The following is a 19,701-nucleotide window of genomic DNA, read 5'->3' as shown; positions in this document are numbered from 1 at the left end:
GCGCATTTCAAGGTTTTGCCGCCGGATTTGCGGGAAAACGTGCAAAAAAGAAGCAGCATTCCCGGAAAGATTGACAATTCGCGGCTTTTCGCACTATAATGTCGGAAACTGAACAGGTGCATCGTGTCCCGGGGCCTTTTTTCGCAAGTGGCTCCGGGATGAGGGAATTCGGTGAGAATCCGAAGCGTGCCGGCACTGTATGTGAGAGAGACCGCCAAACCGCCGCGCCAGCGGCGCTGGACGAAAGTCCGCCATTGGGCAACTGAGAAGGTAGGCGGGAGCGCAGGGGCTTTTGCCCCCTATCACAAGTCAGGAGACCTACTTTGCATGACGAACCAGGCGCATCCGCGGCAGCGGATGTGCTTGGCTGCGCTGCGGAAAAACGGCCGCGGCGGTCCGGGAGGACTGCCGCGGCCGTTTTCACGCTTCCGGAGCCGGCGGCGGGACGGCGGCGCAAAGGGAAAGGAGCGAACATACATGAAAAAACGATGGACGGCATGGGCGCTGACGCTGGCCATGCTGGCGGGAGCGCTGCCGGGGACGGCCCTGGCGGCAGAGAACGGCGGCGTTCCTCCGGAGCCGGCGGCCCGGCAGGTGGCGGCGCTGGGGGAAGAGCCGGCCGCCAACACCTGGTACGAGGCCCAGTGGAAGGACTTCCGCAACAGCGACGACAACCTGGGCGTGACGGATGCCGAAACGCCCCGGACGGCGGAGGAAGCGGCCCTTCGCTGGAAAAGCGCCGAAAGCCTCAACGACGGGTGGGACGGCGTATCCCCTCTTTTGATGGTGGATGGGGATCTGGTGTGCACTGCCGGCACCGCCATCTACCGCATCGACAGTGCCGCTGGGGCCATCAAGGCGCAAGGCGTCATGACAGCTTCCAACGGCGCTTGGGGCAACGCGCCCCTGGCCTACGGCGAGGGCAAGATCTTCGTTCCTCTGCTGGATGGCCGGGTCCAGGCCTTTGACGCCGGGGACCTGGCGTCCCTATGGGTCAGCGAGCCTTTGGGCGGCCAGTGCACCACGGCCCTCATTTACCGGGACGGCTATGTGTACGGCTCCACAGGCAATTCCGCTCCCGCGAAATTCTTTTGCCTGGCGGCGGAGGATGAGGACCCGGCGGCGGAGGATGAGATCAAATCCGCTGCCTGGACGGCTTACGAAGAGGACTTCCCCGCCGGCTCCTACTGGGCCACGCCCATTGTGGTGGGAGACGCGGTCCTCTACGGCACTGACGCCAACGGCGGTACGGCGGTCCTGTTCTCCCGGGACCGGCACACCGGAGAACCGCTGGGCATGGTGGAACTGGAGAATATGGGCAGCGTGCGCTCCTCCCTGGTCCGCAGCGGGGACAGGCTGTACTTCACCACCAGCGGCGGCTGGCTCTGCTCTGTGGAGCTGGACGCGAAGACCGGCGAGCTCAGCGGCCTTGATTGCGTGCAGCATGAAAATGTCGGGTATGTCACCAGTTCCCCGGTCATTTATGACGGCGTGGTATACTACGGCGCCCAGGGCTGCCTGGTGGCGGCGGACGCCGTCACCCTGGCGGAGCTGCGGCGGGCGGCGTTCCCGGATACCGGCGCCAGCGTCCAGGCCTCTCCCCTGCTGACCACGGCCTATACGGAGGAGGGAGCAGTCTATCTTTACGTGACCCAGAACACCACCCCCGGCGCCATGTACGTGGCGCGGGACGACGGGGAGAGCCTGACCTGCTCCGCCCTGTACACGCCGGAGGAATCCAACTGGTGCGCCGCCTCCGCCATCTGTGACGGCGAGGGCACCATCTACTATCACAACGACGCCGGGTATCTCTACGCCCTGGAGCGGACCGGGGCGCCTCAGCGGCGCTGCCGGGTGACCTTTGCCGTGGAGCCTGCCGAAGCGGAGATAAGCGTCGCCGGCGCCGCGGCGGAACGTGACGGGACCTTCCTCCTGGGCAGCGGCACCTACGCCTATACGGTGCGCTGTGAAGGGTATGTGCCTGCCAGCGGCACGCTGACCATCACGGAGGCGGAGCTGGACACGGACCGGACGGTAACGGTGACACTGGACGCGGAGCAGGGAGGCGGCGGCAGCACGGCTTCCAAAATTCGTGTCACCGTGCGGGTAAAGAGCCACGACCAGGCGGACTGCGGCGGCGGGTACACGTACCGCGGCAACAAGAAGGCGTACACCACCCTGGCGGAGCGGCAGCTGTCGGTGCCGAAGGGCACCACGGCTTACGAGGCCCTCTCCGCCGCCCTGGACGCGGCGGGGGTGGACTACTCCGCCCGGGAGGGCTACGTGACTGAGATCGATGGCCTGGCGGAATTTGACCACAGCAGCCGGTCCGGCTGGATGTACATGGTGGACGGCATCCTGCCGGAGGTGGGTGCTGACCGGTACCGCCTGGCGGATGGCTGTGAAGTGGTCTGGTTTTACACCGATGACTATACCAAGGAGCTGGGTGAAGAGAAAGAGAGCGGCGGTTCCTCCGCCAAGCCGGCGGAGACAGGGGCGGCCACGGCGGCCTTTACCGATGTGCCGGCGGACCTGTGGTGCCACGACGCGGTGATGACCGCCGTGGAGCGCGGCTGGTTCCTGGGCACCGGCCAGGATACCTTCCGGCCCGACGACCCCATGACCCGGGGAATGCTGGTGACGGTGCTGTACCGGATGGCCGGCAGCCCCGCCGCAAAGACGGCGGGGGCGTTTGCCGACGTGGCGGCGGACCGCTGCTGCGCCGGGGCGGTGGCCTGGGCGGCGGAGCAGGGGATCGTGACGGGCTACGGCGACGGCACCTTCCGTCCCGACGCGCCCATGACCCGCCAGCAGATGGCGGCAGTGCTGGCCCGCTATGCCGAAAGAGAGGGCCTGGACACCGGAACGCGGACGGAGCTGAGCGGCTTTGCAGACGGCGCCGCCGTGGGCGGCTGGGCGCGGCCCGCCATGGAGTGGGCCGTGGCGGAGGGCATTTTCCGGGGAGGCGCCGACGGCGCCCTGTACCCCGCTGGGACCCTCACCCGGGCCCAGAGCGCGGTGCTTTTGACGCGGCTGGGCGAGAAGCTGGACTGACAAGGAGAACGCGGTGAACTGGCGAAAACGAATCTTGACGGCGGTCCTTTCCGCCGCGGTGCTGGTGTGTCTGACAGTGCCGGCCTCCGGAGCGGACCTTTCTCCGGAGGAGGTCCTGGCGGACACGGCGGCGTGTGTCCTGGGGCGGACGCCAGCTCCGGCGGTGGGCTCCGTAGGCGGCGAGTGGGCCGTCCTGGGCCTGGTCCGCAGCGGCTATGCCCTGCCGGAGGGGTATTGCCAGCGGTACGATGAGGCGGTGGAATCCTGCGTATCTCAAAACGGCGGAGTCCTCTCCGCCGCGAAATACACGGAATACGCCCGGGTGTCCCTGGCGCTTACAGCCATCGGCAGGGACCCCCGGCAAGTGGGCGGAGCGGACCTGCTGGCGCCGCTGGGGGATTACCGCAAGGTGGTCCGCCAGGGCGCCAACGGCGCCGCCTGGGCGCTCATCGCTCTGGATGCCGGCGGCTACGCCGTGCCGGAGGCACCCGGCGCTGCCGTGCAGGCCACCCGGCAGATGTACGTGGACTTTCTGCTTGCGTCCCAGCTGCCGGAGGGCGGCTGGAGCCTGGGCACCACGGCGGACCCGGACCTGACGGGCATGGCTCTCACGGCCCTGGCGCCCTACCGGGACCAGGCGGCGGTGGAGCAGGCGGCGCAGCGGGCTTTGGACCGGATATCCGCCATGCAGGGGGCGGAGGGCGGCTTTTCCACGGCGGAGAGCGCCGCCCAGATGCTGGTGGCCCTTGCCGCCTGGAACGTTCCCCTGGAGGACAGCCGTTTTGTAAAGGATGGACATACTCTGCTGGACGGCCTGCTGGCAGACTACCTGCCGGGCCGGGGCTTCCGCCACACGGCGGCGGAAACGGAGGCGGACCCTATGGCCACGGAGCAGGGGCTCTACGCCCTGGCGGCGGTGTGCCGCGCCCGGGCGGGGCAGCCGTTTCTCTATGATATGACAGACGTGAAGCGCACCGGGAGGCTTTCTCCGGAGCAGGCGGCCTCCCGGGCGAGGACCTGGGGGACGCTGGTCGCCGGGGTATTGGCGTCCGCCTGGATATGAGGAGGCACTTGTGAAACGAAAGCTATGGTTTTTGGCGCTGCTGGCGGCGCTGGCGGTCCTAACCGGCTGTTCCCTGGGAAAAGAGCAGCCGCCGGTGGAAGATGCGCCGGCGGCGGAAGCACCGGCGTCCCAGCCGGACAGTGACGGAGAAAGCCAGCCGGAGGAAACGCCTCCGGACCGGGAAGCGGAGGAGCCGGCTCCGGCGCTCCAGGAAGCTCCGGCACCTGCCGCGGAGGCGGAGCAAGCCGCCTGCACCCTCTCCATCACCTGCGCCGTCCTCCTGGACCGCCTGGACCAGTTGGAGGAGGGCGTCCGGGAGCTGGTGCCGGCGGACGGTGTGCTGCTGCCGCCCACGGCGGTGGAGCTGGAGGAGGGAGACAGCGTGTTTGACCTGCTGCAAAGGGCCTGCCGGGAGGCCGGCATCCACATGGAGTACACAGACACTCCGGGCTACGGCTCTGCCTATATAGAGGGCATCGGAAACCTGTACGAATTTGACGGCGGCCCCCTCTCGGGGTGGATGTACCGGGTGAACGGCACCTTCCCCAACAAGGGCTGCTCCGGTGTGGCGGCGGCGCCGGGAGACCGGGTGGAGTGGGTGTATACCTGCGACCTGGGCCGGGACGTGGGCGGCGAGGACAGCGGCCAGCTGGGGGCGTGACATGGAAGGACGTGACGCGTTTTCCCGGTGCCACCCACTGGTGAATTTCGTGTTTTTCACTTTGGTGGTGGTGCTGACCATGCTGGTGCTGCATCCGGTGCTTCTGGCCATTTCCCTGGCGGGGGCGGCGGCCTACGGGGCGTATCTGCGGCGGGGGCAGGTCTGGCGATCGTGGCGGACACTGCTGCCGGTACTGGCGCTGACCGCCGCCGTGAATCCCCTTTTCAGCCACCGGGGCGTTACGGTGCTGGCGTATTTCCCCTCCGGCAACGCTCTGACGCTGGAGTCAATTTTATACGGCCTGGCCGCGGCGGCGCTGCTTTGCTGCGCGGTCTTGTGGCTTGGCTGCTGCTCTGATGTGATGACCACGGACAAGTTCGTGTATCTATTCGGCCGGCTGGCGCCGGTATTGAGCCTGCTGCTGTCCATGACGCTGCGGTTCGTCCCCCGGCTCCGGCGGCGGCAGCGCTCCATCGCCGCCGCCCGGGACGACATGGGCAAAGCCCGGAGCGGCTCCGCCCTCCGCCGGCGGATGGCGGAGCTGAACATCCTGACTACCTGGTCCCTGGAGGAAGCCGTGGACACGGCGGACAGCATGCGCAGCCGGGGCTACGGCCTGCCGGGGCGCACATTGTTTTCCATCTACCGCTTCCGGCGGCGGGACGGCGGGCTGCTGGCGGTCATGGCGGCCTGCGGGGCGTACACCGCCTGGGGCAGCCGCAGTCCGGCCCTGGCCTGGAGCTTTTACCCCCGGACCGGAGGAGCGGCGCCGGGACCTTACGCTGTCAGTGTCTGCGGGGCCTACGCTCTGCTGTGCGCCCTGCCGCTGCTGGTGGACCTGGCGGAAGAGCTGCGTTGGGCGGCGGAAAGGAGGAGGCGATGAGCGAGGCGGTCTATACGGTGGAGGGACTGTCCTTCGCCTATCCCGGGCAGGAAGTCCGGGCCTTGGACGGCGTCAGCTTTTCCGTGGCGCCGGGGAGCTTTGTGACCTTGTGCGGCCCCTCCGGCGGCGGAAAGACCACGCTGCTGCGGCAGCTGAAGCCCTCTCTGGCGCCCCGGGGCAGGCGGCTGGGCCGCGTCCTCTTCGACGGACAGGAGCTGGCGGAGCTGGACCCGCGGCGGCAGAGCGCCGAGATCGGCTTTGTCTCCCAGGACCCGGACAGCCAGCTGGTCACAGACAAGGTCTGGCACGAGCTGGCCTTCGGCCTGGAGTGCCTGGGCCTGGAGCAGTCGGCCATGCGCCGCCGGGTAGCGGAAACGGCGTCCTTTTTCGGCATGGAAGCCTGGTTTCACCGGGAGGTGTCCGACCTCTCCGGCGGACAGAAGCAGCTTTTGAACCTGGCTGCCGCCATGGTTCTGCAGCCCCGGGTGCTGCTGCTGGACGAGCCCACCAGTCAGCTGGACCCCATTGCCGCCGGGGAGTTTTTGGCGGCGGTGGAGCGGGTCCACCGGGAGACCGGCACCACGGTCCTTCTGACGGAGCACCACCTGGACCGGGTGCTGCCTCTTGCGGACCGGCTGCTGGTGTTGGACGGGGGGCGTTTGGTGTGCCAGGGACCGCCAAAGCAGGCCGCCGCCTTCCTGCGGGAGGCCGGCCACGCCATGTTCCGGGCCATGCCGGTTCCGGTGCGGGTGTGGGCGGCGGTGCCCAATGACCGCCCCTGTCCCCTCTCCGTCCGGGAGGGACGGGACTGGCTGGCGGATTATGCCCAAACGCATCCCCTCCGCCCCCTTCCGCCTCCGCCGGAACGGCCCGGGACGGAGACGGCGGCACGCCTGCGGGACGTGTGGTTCCGCTATGGCAAGCAGGAGGCGGATGTGCTCCGGGGACTGGACCTGGAGGTCCGGCGGGGCGAGGTGACGGCGCTGGTGGGCGGCAACGGCGCGGGAAAGACCACGGCGCTGTCGCTGCTGTGCGGCCGAAACCGTCCCCAGCGGGGCAGGGTGGAGGTCTGCGGCACTGTGGGAGCCCTGCCCCAGGACCCCAAGGCCCTGTTTGCAGGGAAAACCGTCCGGCAGGAGCTGGAGGAGGTCTGCGGAGACTCTGCCCGGCGGGCGGAGATGGCGGCTTTGTGCGGCCTGGAGACGCTGCTGGAGCGGCACCCGTACGACCTCTCCGGCGGTGAGCAGCAGCGCACGGCGCTTGCCAAGGTGCTGCTGGGAGCACCGGACATATTGCTGCTGGACGAGCCCACCAAGGGCCTGGACCCCGCCTGCAAGCGGCGTCTGGCGGACATCCTGGAGCAGTTGCGGCGGCGGGGGACCGCCGTTGTCATGGTCAGCCACGACCTGGAGTTTTGTGCCGAGAACGCCCAGTGGTGTGTGCTACTGTTTGACGGTGCCGCCGCGGCGGCGGACACGCCCCGGCGTTTTTTCGCCGGCAGCCGGTTTTACACCACCGCCGCCAACCGCATGGCGGAGGGGCAGCTGCCGGAGGCGGTGACGGCGGCGGAGGTGATCGAAAGCTGCGGCGGCGCGGAGATGCCCGACATCTCGCGACAAGCGGCGCCAGGGCGGCCCCTGCCGCCGGAGGAGACACCGGCCCGACGCGAAAGAAGGGGCGGCTCTCGCCTGCCGGCCCTGCTTTCCCTGCTGGTGCTGGTGCCGCTGACGGTTCTGGCGGGCATGGCGCTCTTTCAGGACAGGAAGTACCTCTTCACCGCGCTTTTGGTGCTGCTGGAATGTACGGCGGCCTTTCTCCTCTCCTTTGAGCGGCGCCGGCCCCAGGCCCGGGAAGTGGCGGTCATCGCCGTCCTCTGCGCCCTGGGGGTGGCCGGCCGGGCGGCGTTTTCCATGCTGCCCCAGTGTAAGCCCGTCATCGCCCTCACCGTGCTGACCGGCGCGGCCCTGGGCGGCGAGAGCGGATTTTTGGTGGGGGCCGTCACCATGCTGGCCTCCAATGTCCTCTTCGGCCAGGGGCCCTGGACGCCGTGGCAGATGTTCGCCATGGGGCTCATCGGCCTTTTGTCTGGCGCCTTGTTCTGCCAAGGTCCGCTCCCGGCGAAGCGGGGCCCTCTTGCCGCCTTTGGGGCGGTATCAGCCCTGGCGGTCTACGGCCTCCTCTTGAATACCGCCTCCGTCCTCATGTGGCAGGGGACGCCCACGTGGGGGATGGTGCTGGCCTACTGGACCGCGGGACTTCCCATGGACCTGGTCCAGGCTGCCGCCACGGCGGTGTACCTGTGGCTTTTGACAGGGCCGGTGCTGGAAAAGCTGGAGCGCCTCCGGGACAAGTACGGCGTTTTTGGCTTCTAAAACCGCAAAAAGCCCGTGTCCGCGCATTGCGCGGACACGGGCTTTTACCGTGGCTTTCCAGCTTACAGCCGGTCCAGCATTTCCTGGGCCGGGTCGATGAGAGGCAGGCTTGTCCGCCGGGCCAGGGCGTCCTTGAAATAGGGGAAATGGGTGCAGCCCAGCAGCAGGGCCTCCATGCCGCAGGCGGCGAACCAGTCCGCCAGCTCCGCCAGGTGGTAGTGCTCCACCAGCAGGTCCGGGTCCTCGCCCCGTTCGATGGCCAGCACCGCCGGCAGCGCGGCGGCGGACAGGGTGTCCAGCGCCGGGTTGGCGGCCAGCAGCACCCGCTCAATGCCCGCCAGGCCCTGGGCGTTGGCGGCGATGAACGCAAGGCGCTCATAGCGGGGCGCCAGGTCCCGGTACACGTCCAGGGGCGTTACGATCTTCATGCCCGTCTCCCGGGCCAAACAGGGGAAATCCACGGAGGCGGACAGGGAATTGCAGTAGACAAAGGCCTTTTCGCAGCCCTGCCCCATGGCCTGCTTCAGCACAGCCAGCGCCCGGGCCTGCTTTTCGGCGGCTGAGGAGATCTGGAAAGCGGTCTGCTCCCGGGGGTCGGCGGACAGCGGAAAAGCGATGCCCGGCAGGCCCGCACCGGTGAGAAAGTCCACTCCCATCTGCGTGTCCACGGGCGTGCCGGCCAAAACAGCGATCGGATGCTTCATCATGAATCCCTCCTGGTGTCATTTCGCGGCAAGGGCCGCGGCGGTAAAAGGTCTCTTTCTGTATTATACCGTGTTTCCGGGCGGGACAAGAAATACGAAAATCCGATGGAGGCCTATCAGAGAAAGCAATAGCGGCTCTCAGCCCACCTTCCGCCGGAAATTGCCGTAGATGCGGGTCCCCTCCTGGGTGGTCAGGAAGGCGTGGGGGTCGATGGTGTGGACCGCGTGGACCAGCTCTTCGATCTCAAACTTGGAAAGGCACACGCACAGCACATGCACATCTTCTTTGGTGTAGGCGCCCACACCCTCCCAATAGGTGACGCTGCGGCCCAGGTTTTCAATGATGAAGCGGGCCAGAGCGTCCTCGTCGCCCTTGGTGAAGATCAAGGCCTGGACGCTGACGTTCTGCTGGTGTACCCGGTCCAGCACCATGGAGGTGAAGAAGTTGTAAATGACGGAGTAAATGGCAACCTCCGGGCTGAACAAGAACAGGCAGGCGGTGTACAAAACGGCGTTGAAGGTCAAAGAGAATTTGCCCACGGTGAAGCGGCTGCCCCGCTTGCTTAGACACAGTCCCACGATGTCCAGTCCGCCGCCGCTGGCGCCGCAGGTGAGGACCAGGCCGCTGCCCACACCGGCCAGGATGCCGCCCAGCAGGCAGGCGGTGAGGTAATCCTCCACCACGGGGACGGATGGCGAGGGGAGGAGACTGTAAAACAGGGAGAAGGAGAGGGTGCAGATGAGGGTCTTTATCACGAAGCCGCGCCCCAGATTCTTATAAGCCACCAGCAAAATGGGGATGTTCAGCAGGAAATACAGGATGCCGGCCACGTCGTAGGCGCCGAAGCTCATGCCCAGATAGTCGCTGGCCAGCGTGCGCAGCAGCTGGCACACGCCCATGAGGCCGCCGGTGTATAAATGCAGGGGCACGATGAACAGATTCAGCGCGGCGGCGGCGATCAGCTCGCCGATCACAGCCACCACCAGCCGCAGGGCGCGGTTGTGCAGAGAATTGTACAGCATAGTGTTTCCTCCTGTCGGTCCGTTGTACGTACCTTGATTATACGGGCTCCCGCCGAAAAGCTCAAGAGGAAAAACGTCTTAAAGGCTGTACCGCAGGGCCTTGTACAGCCGGGCCCTGGCCCGGCAGAGGGTGCGGGACACCGTGGACCGCCGGACGCCCAGCAGACGGGCAATCTCCGTGGTGGGCAGATGACGGTCGTAATACAGCTCCAGCACCTGCTGCTGCCGGGGTGTCAGCTCCTGGGCACGGGCTGCCTGGAGGTTGCGCCGCAGGCGGTCCATCTGCTCGCTGTTGTCCGGGCTGTTTTCCCGCAGCCACACGGTCATATCGCCGATCCACTGGCCGGGACGGCCTTTAGAGGGTGTATTTCTCATGTTTGTGATAGCTCCTGTCATAGTAGTGGGCGGTCAGCTCCGCCAGGGCCTTTGCCTCCCGCAGCAGGGGGTCCAGCGCCGCGATGCGGGCCCGCAGGGCCCGGACCTCCTCCGGGTCTGAAAGCTGCCGCATGGCAGCCCGCAGCTCCGCCATGCGCAGCCGCAGGGCCGAGGCGCTGTCCGCGTAGGAGACGGACATTTCCAGCAGTGTCATAGGCGCTCCTCCTTCCCCCGTGTCTGGCGGTAAGGCGCCAGCTCCGCCCGGGCAAAGGACGGCAGGCACGCCCGGCAGACGCAGTTGCCGCTGCAGTACCAGTATTCCTCACCCGGGACGATCTCCTGCCCGCAGAGGGTGCAGAGCAGGGGGTGCCGCTCCAGGCGGCGGGTATCATTTAACAAACAGGTCCCTCCTTAAGAAATCAAGAAAAATCGGAAAAATTCTGTTGACAAAATAAAAATCATCTGGTAAGATAAATCCTGCTGTTGGAACTGCTGGTGTAGCTCAGCTGGTAGAGCAGCTGATTTGTAATCAGCAGGTCGGGGGTTCGAATCCGTCCACCAGCTCCAAGTTCATATGGGGGAATTCCAGAGCGGCCAAATGGGGCAGACTGTAAATCTGTTGTCACTGACTTCGGTGGTTCGAATCCACCTTCCCCCACCAAGAACACCGTTCACCCGTCAGGGTGGGCGGTGTTTTTACGTGTATCTGTGGATTCGAAGGGGAGCGGCAGTGAATGACGCGCCAGTGGCGCGTCAGAGCCGCGAAACGGCCCGCCCGCAGGCGGGCGAATCCACCTTCCCCCACTAAGTCGGAGCGCCCTCATGCTGTTGCTCCTCCTTTCCAAATCGAACCCGCTTCACTGGGCTTCGGTTTGGGGGCAATCCAGCCCTAAAAGAGGCTGCATCTATGCTGCCTTGGTGCTGTAAGAAACGTCTGAGAGATCGGGCGTTTCTTTTTTTGCCGGCGGCGCGGACGCCGGCTGTTCGACAGGATTCCGGCGGAGTGGAGAGGAAACAACAAGAATCTTGTGAACGATGCTAGAATATCACAAGTATATTGGCGTGTCAAGGCGTAATTAACAAGTTTCTTGTAAAAAATAATTGACAAGGACAAAAAAATCAGATAGGATACCATCAGAAAGGATGTGGTCCCATGAGCTTCGGCGAGCGCATGCGTGCCCGGCGGGAGGAGTTGGGGGTCTCTCGGACCCAGCTGGCCCAGCGGCTGGGGGTTTCTCCCTCCGCCATCGGCAATTACGAGACCGGCGTCAGCTTTCCCAAGGAGGAAGTGATGCTGCGGCTGTTCGACTGCCTTCAGACGGAACCGAATGTTCTTTTTCAAGACAGCTTTTCCGCCGGAGGGCAGGTGCTCTCCCAGAGCGAGCGGGCGCTGCTGAAGCAGTACCGGGGCCTGTCCCCCACGGGACGGGAAACGGTGCGCTCCGTAGTGGAGGCCCTCTGCGCCTACCGGGACGAGGTAGAGCAGAGCCGGGAGCGGCAGGAGCCCCGGGTCATCCCCCTGTACCGCTGTCCCGCCGCGGCGGGCTATGCCGCGCCGGTGTTTGGGGAGGACTTTGACTATATAGAGGTGACGGACCAGGTGCCGGCCGCGGCGGAGTTTGCCGTCCGCATCCAGGGAGATTCCATGACGCCGTATATTGCCGACGGCTCCCAGGTCTACGTGAACCGGGACCCTATGAAAAACGGCGACGTGGGTATTTTCTGCGTGGACGGCGATATGCTGTGCAAGCAGTATTACAAGGACCCCTTCGGCAACGTGTACCTGTTTTCCCTGAACCGTGCCCGGGCGGACGCCGACGTGCTGCTGACGCCGGCCAGCGGCCGGAGCCTGGTAAGCTTTGGCCGGGTGATCCTCCATGCGCCGCCGCTGCCGGGAAAGGCATGAAAAAACGCCGCTGCATCCGCAGCGGCGTTTTTTTATATTATATGTCAGACGATGAAGCCGCCGTCGGCGGTGAGCACCTGCCCAGTGATGAAGGAGGCCTTCTCCGACGCCAAAAAGGCCACGGCGTGGGCGATGTCCTCCGGCGTGCCCAGACGGCCCAGCGGTGTTTCCTCCACCAGCATGTCCTGGGTCTCCGGCCCCAGCACGCGCACCATGTCCGTTTCGATGCAGCCCGGCGCCACGCAGTTCACCCGGATGTGGGAGGGGGCAAGCTCCAGCGCCAGGGAACGGGTCAGTCCCACGATGGCGGCCTTGGAGCAGGCGTAGGCCACCTCGCAGCTGGCGCCCCGCAGGCCCCACATGGAGGAGATGTTGACGATGCAGCCGTTCTTTTCACTGATCATACCGGGCAGTACGGCCCGGGCGGCGTTCCGGGCGCCGGTGAGGTTCACCGCCAGCAGGCGGTCCCAGTCATCGTCACCCATGTCCTGGAACAAGCCGTGCCAGGAGATGCCGGCGTTGTTCACCAGCAGGGTGACGGGGCCCAGGGCCTCCTGCGTCTGCCGCACCATGGCGTCTACCGCCTGGCTGTCCGCCACATCCGCCTGCACGGCAATGGCCTCCCGTCCCTGGGACCGCAGCTGGGCCGCCAGGGCCTCGCCCTCTGCCCGGTGCAGGAGATAGTTGACGCAGACGGCGTATCCCTGCCGGGAAAGCTCCGCGGCCACGGCCCGTCCGATACCGCGGGAGGAGCCGGTGATCAAAGCGACTTGCTTCATAAAAAGACCTCCTGTCACAGTGCTGGGAGCAGTATAACAAAAACAGAAAAAAATTGCAAGAAAGGTGTTGACAAAGCAGGCAACTTCGTGTATCCTATATTCGTTCCGCTTCGGACGATTAGCTCAGCTGGCTAGAGCACCTGCTTGACGTGCAGGGGGTCACAGGTTCGAGTCCTGTATCGTCCACCATTGAAATCCCTTAGAGCCGCAAGGCTCTGAGGGATTTTTTTGTTTGCCTTTCCAAATGTTTTCCCTTGTTTTTTCCCTTATTGACGCCAATAAGAAATCAGCCCGTGGAAACGCTCTTGATGACCTGCTCCATACGGTCAGCACTATTCCTCCGCATTTGAGCCGTGACATGGCCGTAAATGTCCAGAGTAAACGCAGCCGTGGCGTGGCCCAAATTTTCCTGCACCGTTTTGATGTCATCTCCACTCTTGATTGCCAGAACCGCATAGGTGTGCCGCAGATCGTGGAAGCGGGTAGAGGGAGAACCAATTTTGACCATGATTCGCTTGAAGCAATCATAGACGGTGCGGTAGGAAAGAAAGCCACCAGTCTGATTGGAGAAAACAAGGCTGTTTTCCTCCCAGCAATCCCCGGCTTTCAGACGCATCCCATTTTGCTTTAGTTTTTGCAAACGGAATAACTGGATAACCGAGGGAGCTAGGGTCAGAACACGAGTTTTGTTGTTTTTGGGGGGCGAGAAATAATACTTGCCACCCTTTTTCTGCTCCCGGCGAAGCTGCTGTTTGATAAGAAGCGTGCCATGTTCCAGGTCCAGACAGTCCCAGGTGAGGCCAAGCACCTCACCCTCGCGCATTCCTGTAAATAATGTGATTTTATACAGGTACTCATGGGTATGCCCTTGGATAGCCACTAGAAATTCAGAAACCTGGGTTTCATTCAAGGGCTGGATTTCTTTTTTTACTACCCGGGGCGGCTTACAGGCATCCGAGGGATTCACCCGAAGATACCCATTTAGTACCGCCTGCTGAAGAGCCTTGTGAAGCACACCGTGGACATTTCGGATGGACTTTGCGGAAAGAGCTTTGACATCTACATTCTCGGGTTTCAGCAGCTTATTGTAAAGCGCTTGGACCATGGGAGAGGTCAGGGCTTCCAGTTTGACAGCTCCCAGGTGAGGGATGATGTACTGCTCCACGTTCCGCATATACAGATATTTGGTCGATGACTTCACATCCTCCAAGTAATCCTTAACCCAAATATCCAGCCATTCTTCAACTGTCAGCTTAGTTGGTGCTAAGTAGGTTCCCTGGTCAATTTCATAGGTGGCCTGTTTCAGCTTTTGAGCGACTTCTTTTTGCGTTTTGGCTGTGATGGAACGCTGGATTTGTTTCCCTGTGCCAGGGTCAAATCCTGTTGTATAGCGGGCCTCCCAATAGATGTACTCTTTTCCGTTTTTGATGACTGTTTTTTTGCGTATGGTGCCGGTTCCGTTTGCAGAGCGGCCCATTTCTTTTTTGCGTGGCATATATCTCTTTATACCTCCTAACTAACTGCCACGCAGATGCACTTTTATGATAGTACATCATGCGTGGCAGTGGGTCAATGGTTAATTCACATCGAGAAATTCCAAGAGAGCGGTTCTGGAAATCCTGATTTGATGGCCGATGCGGATGCTTTTGATTCTCCCGCTACGAATTATGTCATAGGCGCTATTGCGCCCGATGTTCAGGACATCTGCTAACTGCGGGACAGTCAGGACCAGAGGAAGGTCCGAAAATACCTGCTTACTCATAAAGTACCTTCCGAAAGCACGGAAAATACTTCGGGACCATAATCGGAATAGTATCCCTGGAACATATTTCCACGCTCATCGATAAACCTGCCATGGGCTTCAATCGGAATTTTCTTTGCGGCATCAGCATTACCAAGAGTTAGGATGCTCAAATTTTCGTCAGCTTCTCCAAGAATCTTAAAGACATTGCTGCGGATTTGGCCAGAGAGAATATCAGCGGAGCCGCGCTGTGTTGAAAGAAAAACGTGGATGCCCGCAGCACGTCCGAGGCGGCATAGACTGGATATAGAGGCAGAGATGGCGGCGGTTACTTCCTTGCTCTTCTTGTCGGTAGCATTTGACTTGTCCAAACACTCCGCGATTTCATCTACAAACAGGCAGACGCGCCGCAGGGGAGCATTCCCAGCCTCGTTGTATTTGTCAATGTTAGGGAAGCCGCTTTTTTCCAGAATTTCATAGCGGCGCTGCATTTCTTTCAGAAGTTCCGTCAACTTGGCGAGGAAACTGTCATCGTCCTTGATGATTTGACAGTGATGATGCCACTCCCGACTGTAATCTACACCAAATTTGTAATCCACAAGGATGACAGCCATCCCATGCAAAAGCGCCTGAAGCATGAGGGACTTTTGCAGCACTGACTTTCCACTTCCGGTACGGCCAGCTGTCAGGATGTGGGGGATGCTGGATAAGTCCAACGTAACTTGTTCACAGCGGTTTTCTCCCAGGAGGAGTACAGAATTTTTGGGATGCAGTAAATTATTATTCCAAAGCAGCAGATTCGGCCATGGGCCGGGATGGGGTACAACCGTGAGCAAAGCGGTTCGCCCGTCTTTTCCGGGTTCTACTCTGGTAAGCGCTATATCCAGAGCAGATTCCAGCTTTTCCGCAGAATCTAGCCATGCGGAGAATGGAATGCCGTATGTCTCATATTCCCATATCTCTGTTTTGGAATCGTCCGTTGATTTCCGGCGAGACACCAGTACCGGAGCTTCCCCAGCGGCATTGACGAGGCCTACCCGGTACATATTCTGCATAATACCGATGTAGCCTTTTGGCGCGCCGATTCGCCAGATTCCGAACATCAGCGTCAGAACGCCCACCAGCAAAAGAGCGATGCAGGAAACTGTCATGTACATTTTTGCCAGAGGACCGCTGTAACTGGAAATGAGCCTCGTTCCAATGAAGAAATAGAGGCAGATAGAAGCAACGAAGCAGACTACATATTTCGTGTTGGAAATGATTGTTTCAAACCCGTTGAGAAGAAACATTCCCAGGTAACGAAATTGAAGAATCTGCTGCAAGGTGTTTTTATCGTTCATAGAAAATACCTGCTTTCTTGGTGTAACGAAAGAATCTTTGTAACCATCCTTGGTTACAAAGAAATCCTTGTAGAATCAAGCCTTTTGCAGCTTTTTGTAACTGTAACGAGGTTGGGGGGTAACACTACCCCCCAACCTCGTCTTTACTATCAGGGAAAGGTAGCACGTCACCAAACGCCATAGCGTCAGTGCGCAACACATCCATTCCGCGGTAGTCTGACATGGGGATAGTATAGCGTTTATAAGCATTTCCGTCTTTGTAGCAATAAGTTATATCGTTAAACCTTCGAAGCATCTGCTCGATAGAGTCAATTGTCTGTAATTCGAGAGGTACCATTATTCTGTAAAGAGATTCGGGTGAAAGAACGGACGTGATAAATACCTCGTTCCAAAGTGCCCAGACGTTTGTGTATCTCGCATGAATTTGCGTTTTGTAGTGGGCGGTAATTGCGAGAAAAGTTGCATAGGGTAATTGGCCTTTATATTCATCCAAAAATAAATATGGTTCAGCAGCGTAGCGGTCCATGCCACCGTTTTTATAGTCGGTTACAATATAAACCTTATCTTCGCCGTATTGTTCACATAGACGTGGATAATGATAGGATTTGCCGGACCCAGGGGGCCCAATAATAAGGTGTACTTTTACATCTCGGATAGGGGGGACATCACGACGGCGTTTGTCATAAAATGCTTGCCGAATCATCATTTGGTAGCGATAGTAGGCAAAATCTTCTCTTAAAATTTCATCTGGTGTTTTGCCATCTTCCAGCAGTTCTCCGATTCTTTCAATGTCGTTTCTCTTTCCTTGATGTCCGCGGATGGAACCAGCTTTAGTGATATGGAGGATCTGTTCTCCCTTTTCATCGAATGGATATCTTTTATAGATATAGTCCTCGGCCTGTTGTTTTGTACCTTTGGTTTCTTCAAAATGCATACCTGCGGCATAACTCTTTTTTATTGCCGAAAAACGCATGGAAACTTTATCTTCTAAGACCATATGGACATGATGGAAGCCCGCTGCACTGACGCAGTAGGCCCAAGCTCCAGAACGGGTGGTACTGTCACGTACCCACTCGTCCCGAAGCTGTTCGCATACTTCCTGCGGAGTTCCGGAAAAACCGTGCTCAGCAGGGTTATTTAGAACTGCAAACCAGGATTTAGATACATCGACGCTCATATGTGTTCGTTTGGGGGCTTCATTGGTATAGAGGGGTGGAAACACCCCTCTATACCAATGAAATGGATTCGATTAACGAGCACCACCGTTGTTGGCGGGACCAGCGATGGGCTGGAAGTCCACGAGCGCGCCGGTAGAGTCGTACTCCACCACGCATTCGCTGCCAACACGGAGCTGGTCATAGGGATGCTCGGCGCCGTTGAGGGTGACGTGCATCACCGCCTGTCCCTCCACGTTACGGGCAGTCCCCATGCAGTGGAGAGTGATGATGTTGTAGGGCTTGCCGGTACGGGTGCTGATACCCTCGCGGTGCGCCTTGCCGATGAGTTTAACCTTCATTGCTTGTTCACTCCTTATCAATGTTGAATTATCAAGGTACATCCCCGGAAGGGGGATAGCCAAGCTTGGCTGGGTGGAGAGGGTACGGTGGCCACCGTAGCAAGTCAACCAACTGGCTGTCCTGCTGATGTTAGTGTACAATAGGTTTATTATTTGGAACATCCCATGAATCTGCCGGTTTCAGGAAAGTTCGTGCCGGTGCCGAAAAAAGGAAAGCACCTGTACCTGTTTGGTACAGATGCTTTCCTTGTTCAACGCAGCAAGTCACTTGCGGTAGTGCCCAACTGTTGAGCAATTTTGCTCAGAAGATCAACGCGAGGGGAGAGAATGCCGTGCTCAATGTCACGGTAAGTACGCTCGGAGATATCGAGCTCCTCCGCCATTTTTGCCTGAGAGATTTCCTGGCTGCGCCGCAGTGCCTTAATGCGTTTGGGGTAGTCCTGATACATACAAGAATCCTCTTATGACCAGGCCCCCGGGTAGTGCCCCCCGGTGGCGAATGAATACATCGGGGTTACTACGCCTACTTGTGTCCCAGATGCCCGGGACGGTTAGCCGCAAGGTTATCTTCTTAAAAAAAAATAAAATTCAGAATCTTCTTCCTAGACACTATAAACTAAAAATTACATTATCTCCTTTAAAATGGCAGGCGCAAAACGAACGCGGCCAATCCGTTTGCTGTTGCCATTATCTTATATACCAGCTTTACGAAATCTTGTCAAATTTTCTGGCACACCCTGGCGGTAGTGTCAAGACCGCAAAAATCCGTCCTGATCTCTAATAGGAGATAAGCCGGATTTTTGCGCGAGTAGCCCCGTTGGGGCTAGTCTTGACACTGCTGCCGGGGTGCGCTGCTGGTGACGAATGAATGGAAACCTGAATAGGGTTAATATCTCCTTCTCCACCCAACATGATTTGTCCTGCTACCTGTTTGCGGGCGGATTCCACCATTAAGGCCAGCACTTCGTTTTCCAATCTCCGCAGAGAGATATACGTCTCTGTCAGGAAGTTGCCGGAGCCACAGGCGGGGTCCAAAAACTTCAACCTTGCCAGCTTGCTTTGGAAGGCTTTCAGCTTGGAAGTCCGTGTTTTATCCACGGATATTTCCCTGATTTCTGCCAGTTCCGCTTTCAGTCCGTCCAGGAACAGAGGGTCAATGACCTTATGGATGTTCTCAATGCTGGTATAGTGCATCCCGCCGGAGCGCCGTGTTTCCGGGTTCAGAGTGCTTTCAAATACGGCACCAAAGATAGTGGGAGAAATGGCGGACCAGTCAAAGTCTTCGCTAGCCCGCCCCAGCAGCAACGTTTTTAGTTCCTCGGTAAACGGCGGGACTTCGATACTTTCATCCTCAAACAGTCCGCCGTTCACATAGGGGAACGCCGCTAGCGCCGGGTTATCATCCGCAAGATATTTGTCCCGTTCTTCCGGCTTCTGGTCCAAAACCTTAAATAGCTCCACCAGAGCCTTACGCAAACCGCTGGCCGGAATATCCCGGAGGTAATCGTGGAACATCTCGCGGTGCCCAAATATCCCGGCATCTTCTGCATACAGGCAGAATACCAGCCGGACGCACAGGGCGTTCAGGCTTTTCAGAGTCTCCGGGCTACTGGGGTCCTTGTACTGCTTTAGCAGCGCATCATACAGAACGCCTACTAGCTCGCCAGCCTGTAAGGAAATTTCCATTTCCTTTTTGATATTGTGGTCCCCTGTGTCCACCAGGAATTGCAGGCGGTAATATTCCTTTTCCAAGTCTTTTAAGAAAATGACCTCTGGCTCGCCTGTGGGACGCTCCATGTCGTAGACGTTGAACTCAGCGAAGTTGCACGTCACAATCCAACGGGGACGTTGGGAATAGGGTAACTCGGCAGCATACCGCTTGGCCTGCTGAAAAGGAGTTAACAGGGAGCCGTCAGACTGCTTAATAGGCTTTCTCAAATCTTTGCCGATGCCCTTTTGCTCAATCAGAACGTGGGTGGCCGGAATGAAGCCGTCAATAAAGCTGGTGTGGTCCAGCATGATTTGGTCCTCAAAAGTAATGAATTTATCCGGCTCTGCTACACCATAGACTTTTTGGAGCAGAGCCAGCCAAAAGGTTTGACTGTGGCCCTTTTCATATGATAGCGCATAGGGAAAAACGAACAAAAATCCCGAAACCGAAAGGTTTCGGGATTCAGCCTGTCGAGAAACCCCGGTTGTGCATTAGGCAGCAACCGGGGTTTCAGCGCAAATTCGGGGAAATAGAATTGAGAACAGGAAATGGACAGAGTCATTCCATTTCCGC

Annotated in this window: 19 protein-coding genes, 3 tRNA genes, 1 pseudogene and 1 riboswitch; of the genes and pseudogenes, 9 read left to right on the top strand and 14 right to left on the bottom strand. The window is 60.0% G+C overall.

All coding sequences use genetic code 11. The features are described from left to right. Positions 1-104 precede the first annotated feature (104 nt). A riboswitch (cobalamin riboswitch) is annotated at positions 105-340 on the top strand. A 137-nt stretch (positions 341-477) separates the two neighbouring features. Genes ACTQ4R_RS12290 through ACTQ4R_RS12270 form a run of 5 tightly spaced genes read left to right on the top strand, consistent with a single transcriptional unit; the run spans position 478 to position 8,033 of the window. Beyond that, positions 478-3,054, top strand: coding sequence for an S-layer homology domain-containing protein (locus ACTQ4R_RS12290; protein ID WP_441629095.1), 2,577 nt, complete (start codon positions 478-480; stop codon positions 3,052-3,054). A gap of 13 nt (positions 3,055-3,067) precedes the next feature. Further along, the gene (locus tag ACTQ4R_RS12285; RefSeq protein WP_441629093.1) at positions 3,068-4,117 is read left to right on the top strand and encodes a hypothetical protein; all 1,050 of its coding nucleotides are present in this window, start codon (positions 3,068-3,070) and stop codon (positions 4,115-4,117) included. A gap of 10 nt (positions 4,118-4,127) precedes the next feature. Beyond that, entirely contained in the window at positions 4,128-4,778 is a 651-nt protein-coding gene (locus ACTQ4R_RS12280; protein WP_441629091.1) for a DUF4430 domain-containing protein, read from the top strand. A gap of 1 nt (position 4,779) precedes the next feature. Further along, the gene (locus ACTQ4R_RS12275; protein WP_441629089.1) at positions 4,780-5,661 is read left to right on the top strand and encodes an energy-coupling factor transporter transmembrane component T; all 882 of its coding nucleotides are present in this window, start codon (positions 4,780-4,782) and stop codon (positions 5,659-5,661) included. Further along, the gene (locus ACTQ4R_RS12270) at positions 5,658-8,033 is read left to right on the top strand and encodes an ATP-binding cassette domain-containing protein (protein WP_441629087.1); all 2,376 of its coding nucleotides are present in this window, start codon (positions 5,658-5,660) and stop codon (positions 8,031-8,033) included. Before ACTQ4R_RS12275 ends, ACTQ4R_RS12270 begins: the two co-directional genes overlap by 4 nt. 62 nt (positions 8,034-8,095) lie before the next feature. Here the strand turns inward: ACTQ4R_RS12270 and ACTQ4R_RS12265 are convergent, their stop codons facing one another. From ACTQ4R_RS12265 to ACTQ4R_RS12245, 5 genes are all read right to left on the bottom strand, one after another. Then, positions 8,096-8,740: an aspartate/glutamate racemase family protein gene (locus tag ACTQ4R_RS12265; protein ID WP_441629085.1), complete on the bottom strand. Its 645-nt coding sequence runs from the start codon at positions 8,738-8,740 to the stop codon at positions 8,096-8,098. A gap of 135 nt (positions 8,741-8,875) precedes the next feature. Continuing rightward, the gene (locus ACTQ4R_RS12260; RefSeq protein WP_441629083.1) at positions 8,876-9,760 is read right to left on the bottom strand and encodes a YitT family protein; all 885 of its coding nucleotides are present in this window, start codon (positions 9,758-9,760) and stop codon (positions 8,876-8,878) included. 78 nt (positions 9,761-9,838) lie between these two features. Then, positions 9,839-10,135, bottom strand: coding sequence for a sigma-70 family RNA polymerase sigma factor (locus ACTQ4R_RS12255; protein WP_441629081.1), 297 nt, complete (start codon positions 10,133-10,135; stop codon positions 9,839-9,841). Beyond that, the gene (locus ACTQ4R_RS12250) at positions 10,116-10,349 is read right to left on the bottom strand and encodes a hypothetical protein (protein WP_441629079.1); all 234 of its coding nucleotides are present in this window, start codon (positions 10,347-10,349) and stop codon (positions 10,116-10,118) included. Before ACTQ4R_RS12250 ends, ACTQ4R_RS12255 begins: the two co-directional genes overlap by 20 nt. Then, positions 10,346-10,534: a hypothetical protein gene (locus ACTQ4R_RS12245; RefSeq protein WP_441629077.1), complete on the bottom strand. Its 189-nt coding sequence runs from the start codon at positions 10,532-10,534 to the stop codon at positions 10,346-10,348. Before ACTQ4R_RS12245 ends, ACTQ4R_RS12250 begins: the two co-directional genes overlap by 4 nt. A 92-nt stretch (positions 10,535-10,626) precedes the next feature. Here ACTQ4R_RS12245 and ACTQ4R_RS12240 point away from each other — a divergent pair. The 3 genes from ACTQ4R_RS12240 (at position 10,627) to ACTQ4R_RS12230 (ending at position 12,041) form a co-directional block, all read left to right on the top strand. Next, positions 10,627-10,702: transfer RNA gene (locus tag ACTQ4R_RS12240), tRNA-Thr, on the top strand. 9 nt (positions 10,703-10,711) lie between these two features. After that, positions 10,712-10,796 (top strand) — tRNA-Tyr (locus tag ACTQ4R_RS12235). A 492-nt stretch (positions 10,797-11,288) separates the two neighbouring features. Further along, positions 11,289-12,041, top strand: coding sequence for an XRE family transcriptional regulator (locus ACTQ4R_RS12230; protein ID WP_441629075.1), 753 nt, complete (start codon positions 11,289-11,291; stop codon positions 12,039-12,041). A gap of 44 nt (positions 12,042-12,085) precedes the next feature. Here ACTQ4R_RS12230 and ymfI read toward each other — a convergent pair whose 3' ends face one another. Next, the gene (ymfI, locus tag ACTQ4R_RS12225) at positions 12,086-12,820 is read right to left on the bottom strand and encodes an elongation factor P 5-aminopentanone reductase (protein ID WP_441629073.1); all 735 of its coding nucleotides are present in this window, start codon (positions 12,818-12,820) and stop codon (positions 12,086-12,088) included. Positions 12,821-12,932: 112 nt separating this feature from the next. Between ymfI and ACTQ4R_RS12220 the strand changes: the two genes are divergently transcribed. Then, positions 12,933-13,009 (top strand) — tRNA-Val (locus tag ACTQ4R_RS12220). 97 nt (positions 13,010-13,106) lie between these two features. Here the strand turns inward: ACTQ4R_RS12220 and ACTQ4R_RS12215 are convergent. From ACTQ4R_RS12215 to ACTQ4R_RS12180, 8 genes and pseudogenes are all read right to left on the bottom strand, one after another. Beyond that, entirely contained in the window at positions 13,107-14,315 is a 1,209-nt protein-coding gene (locus ACTQ4R_RS12215; protein WP_441629071.1) for a tyrosine-type recombinase/integrase, read from the bottom strand. An 81-nt stretch (positions 14,316-14,396) separates the two neighbouring features. Further along, positions 14,397-14,582 (bottom strand): helix-turn-helix domain-containing protein, encoded by a 186-nt coding sequence (locus tag ACTQ4R_RS12210; protein ID WP_441629069.1) that lies wholly within the window; start codon positions 14,580-14,582, stop codon positions 14,397-14,399. Continuing rightward, positions 14,579-15,901: an FtsK/SpoIIIE domain-containing protein gene (locus ACTQ4R_RS12205; protein ID WP_441629067.1), complete on the bottom strand. Its 1,323-nt coding sequence runs from the start codon at positions 15,899-15,901 to the stop codon at positions 14,579-14,581. The genes ACTQ4R_RS12210 and ACTQ4R_RS12205 overlap by 4 nt, the downstream gene beginning before the upstream one ends. A gap of 124 nt (positions 15,902-16,025) precedes the next feature. After that, complete coding sequence (locus tag ACTQ4R_RS12200; RefSeq protein ID WP_441629065.1) at positions 16,026-17,078, bottom strand: hypothetical protein; 1,053 nt, start codon at positions 17,076-17,078, stop codon at positions 16,026-16,028. Positions 17,079-17,150: 72 nt separating this feature from the next. Beyond that, a complete protein-coding gene (locus ACTQ4R_RS12195) occupies positions 17,151-17,417 on the bottom strand; it encodes a hypothetical protein (protein ID WP_441629063.1) in 267 nt (88 codons plus the stop codon). A gap of 251 nt (positions 17,418-17,668) precedes the next feature. After that, positions 17,669-17,866, bottom strand: a complete 198-nt coding sequence (locus tag ACTQ4R_RS12190; RefSeq protein ID WP_441629061.1) for a helix-turn-helix transcriptional regulator — start codon at positions 17,864-17,866, stop codon at positions 17,669-17,671. 418 nt (positions 17,867-18,284) lie between these two features. Then, positions 18,285-19,535: pseudogene (locus ACTQ4R_RS12185) on the bottom strand (type IIL restriction-modification enzyme MmeI); the annotation flags it as partial. Further along, positions 19,475-19,701: hypothetical protein (locus ACTQ4R_RS12180; protein WP_441629122.1), on the bottom strand; the 227-nt coding region annotated here is incomplete at its 5' end. The pseudogene ACTQ4R_RS12185 and the gene ACTQ4R_RS12180, both read right to left, overlap by 61 nt.

The organism is Dysosmobacter sp. Sow4_B12 (assembly GCF_052116665.1).
Classification (GTDB): domain Bacteria; phylum Bacillota; class Clostridia; order Oscillospirales; family Oscillospiraceae; genus Oscillibacter.
Note: the sequence above shows the minus strand (reverse complement) of the source record. Positions and strands in the feature narration are given on the sequence as shown.

Bases quoted from the DNA above. Each gene is read 5' to 3' on its own strand.
- ACTQ4R_RS12290 (WP_441629095.1), top strand. From the start codon at position 478: ATGAAAAAACGATGGACGGCATGGGCGCTGACGCTGGCCATGCTGGCG.
- ACTQ4R_RS12275 (WP_441629089.1), top strand. From the start codon at position 4,780: ATGGAAGGACGTGACGCGTTTTCCCGGTGCCACCCACTGGTGAATTTC.
- ACTQ4R_RS12270 (WP_441629087.1), top strand. From the start codon at position 5,658: ATGAGCGAGGCGGTCTATACGGTGGAGGGACTGTCCTTCGCCTATCCC.
- ACTQ4R_RS12265 (WP_441629085.1), bottom strand. From the start codon at position 8,740: ATGATGAAGCATCCGATCGCTGTTTTGGCCGGCACGCCCGTGGACACG.
- ACTQ4R_RS12260 (WP_441629083.1), bottom strand. From the start codon at position 9,760: ATGCTGTACAATTCTCTGCACAACCGCGCCCTGCGGCTGGTGGTGGCT.
- ACTQ4R_RS12255 (WP_441629081.1), bottom strand. From the start codon at position 10,135: ATGAGAAATACACCCTCTAAAGGCCGTCCCGGCCAGTGGATCGGCGAT.
- ACTQ4R_RS12250 (WP_441629079.1), bottom strand. From the start codon at position 10,349: ATGACACTGCTGGAAATGTCCGTCTCCTACGCGGACAGCGCCTCGGCC.
- ACTQ4R_RS12230 (WP_441629075.1), top strand. From the start codon at position 11,289: ATGAGCTTCGGCGAGCGCATGCGTGCCCGGCGGGAGGAGTTGGGGGTC.
- ymfI (WP_441629073.1), bottom strand. From the start codon at position 12,820: ATGAAGCAAGTCGCTTTGATCACCGGCTCCTCCCGCGGTATCGGACGG.
- ACTQ4R_RS12215 (WP_441629071.1), bottom strand. From the start codon at position 14,315: ATGCCACGCAAAAAAGAAATGGGCCGCTCTGCAAACGGAACCGGCACC.
- ACTQ4R_RS12210 (WP_441629069.1), bottom strand. From the start codon at position 14,582: ATGAGTAAGCAGGTATTTTCGGACCTTCCTCTGGTCCTGACTGTCCCG.
- ACTQ4R_RS12205 (WP_441629067.1), bottom strand. From the start codon at position 15,901: ATGAACGATAAAAACACCTTGCAGCAGATTCTTCAATTTCGTTACCTG.
- ACTQ4R_RS12200 (WP_441629065.1), bottom strand. From the start codon at position 17,078: ATGAGCGTCGATGTATCTAAATCCTGGTTTGCAGTTCTAAATAACCCT.
- ACTQ4R_RS12195 (WP_441629063.1), bottom strand. From the start codon at position 17,417: ATGAAGGTTAAACTCATCGGCAAGGCGCACCGCGAGGGTATCAGCACC.
- ACTQ4R_RS12190 (WP_441629061.1), bottom strand. From the start codon at position 17,866: ATGTATCAGGACTACCCCAAACGCATTAAGGCACTGCGGCGCAGCCAG.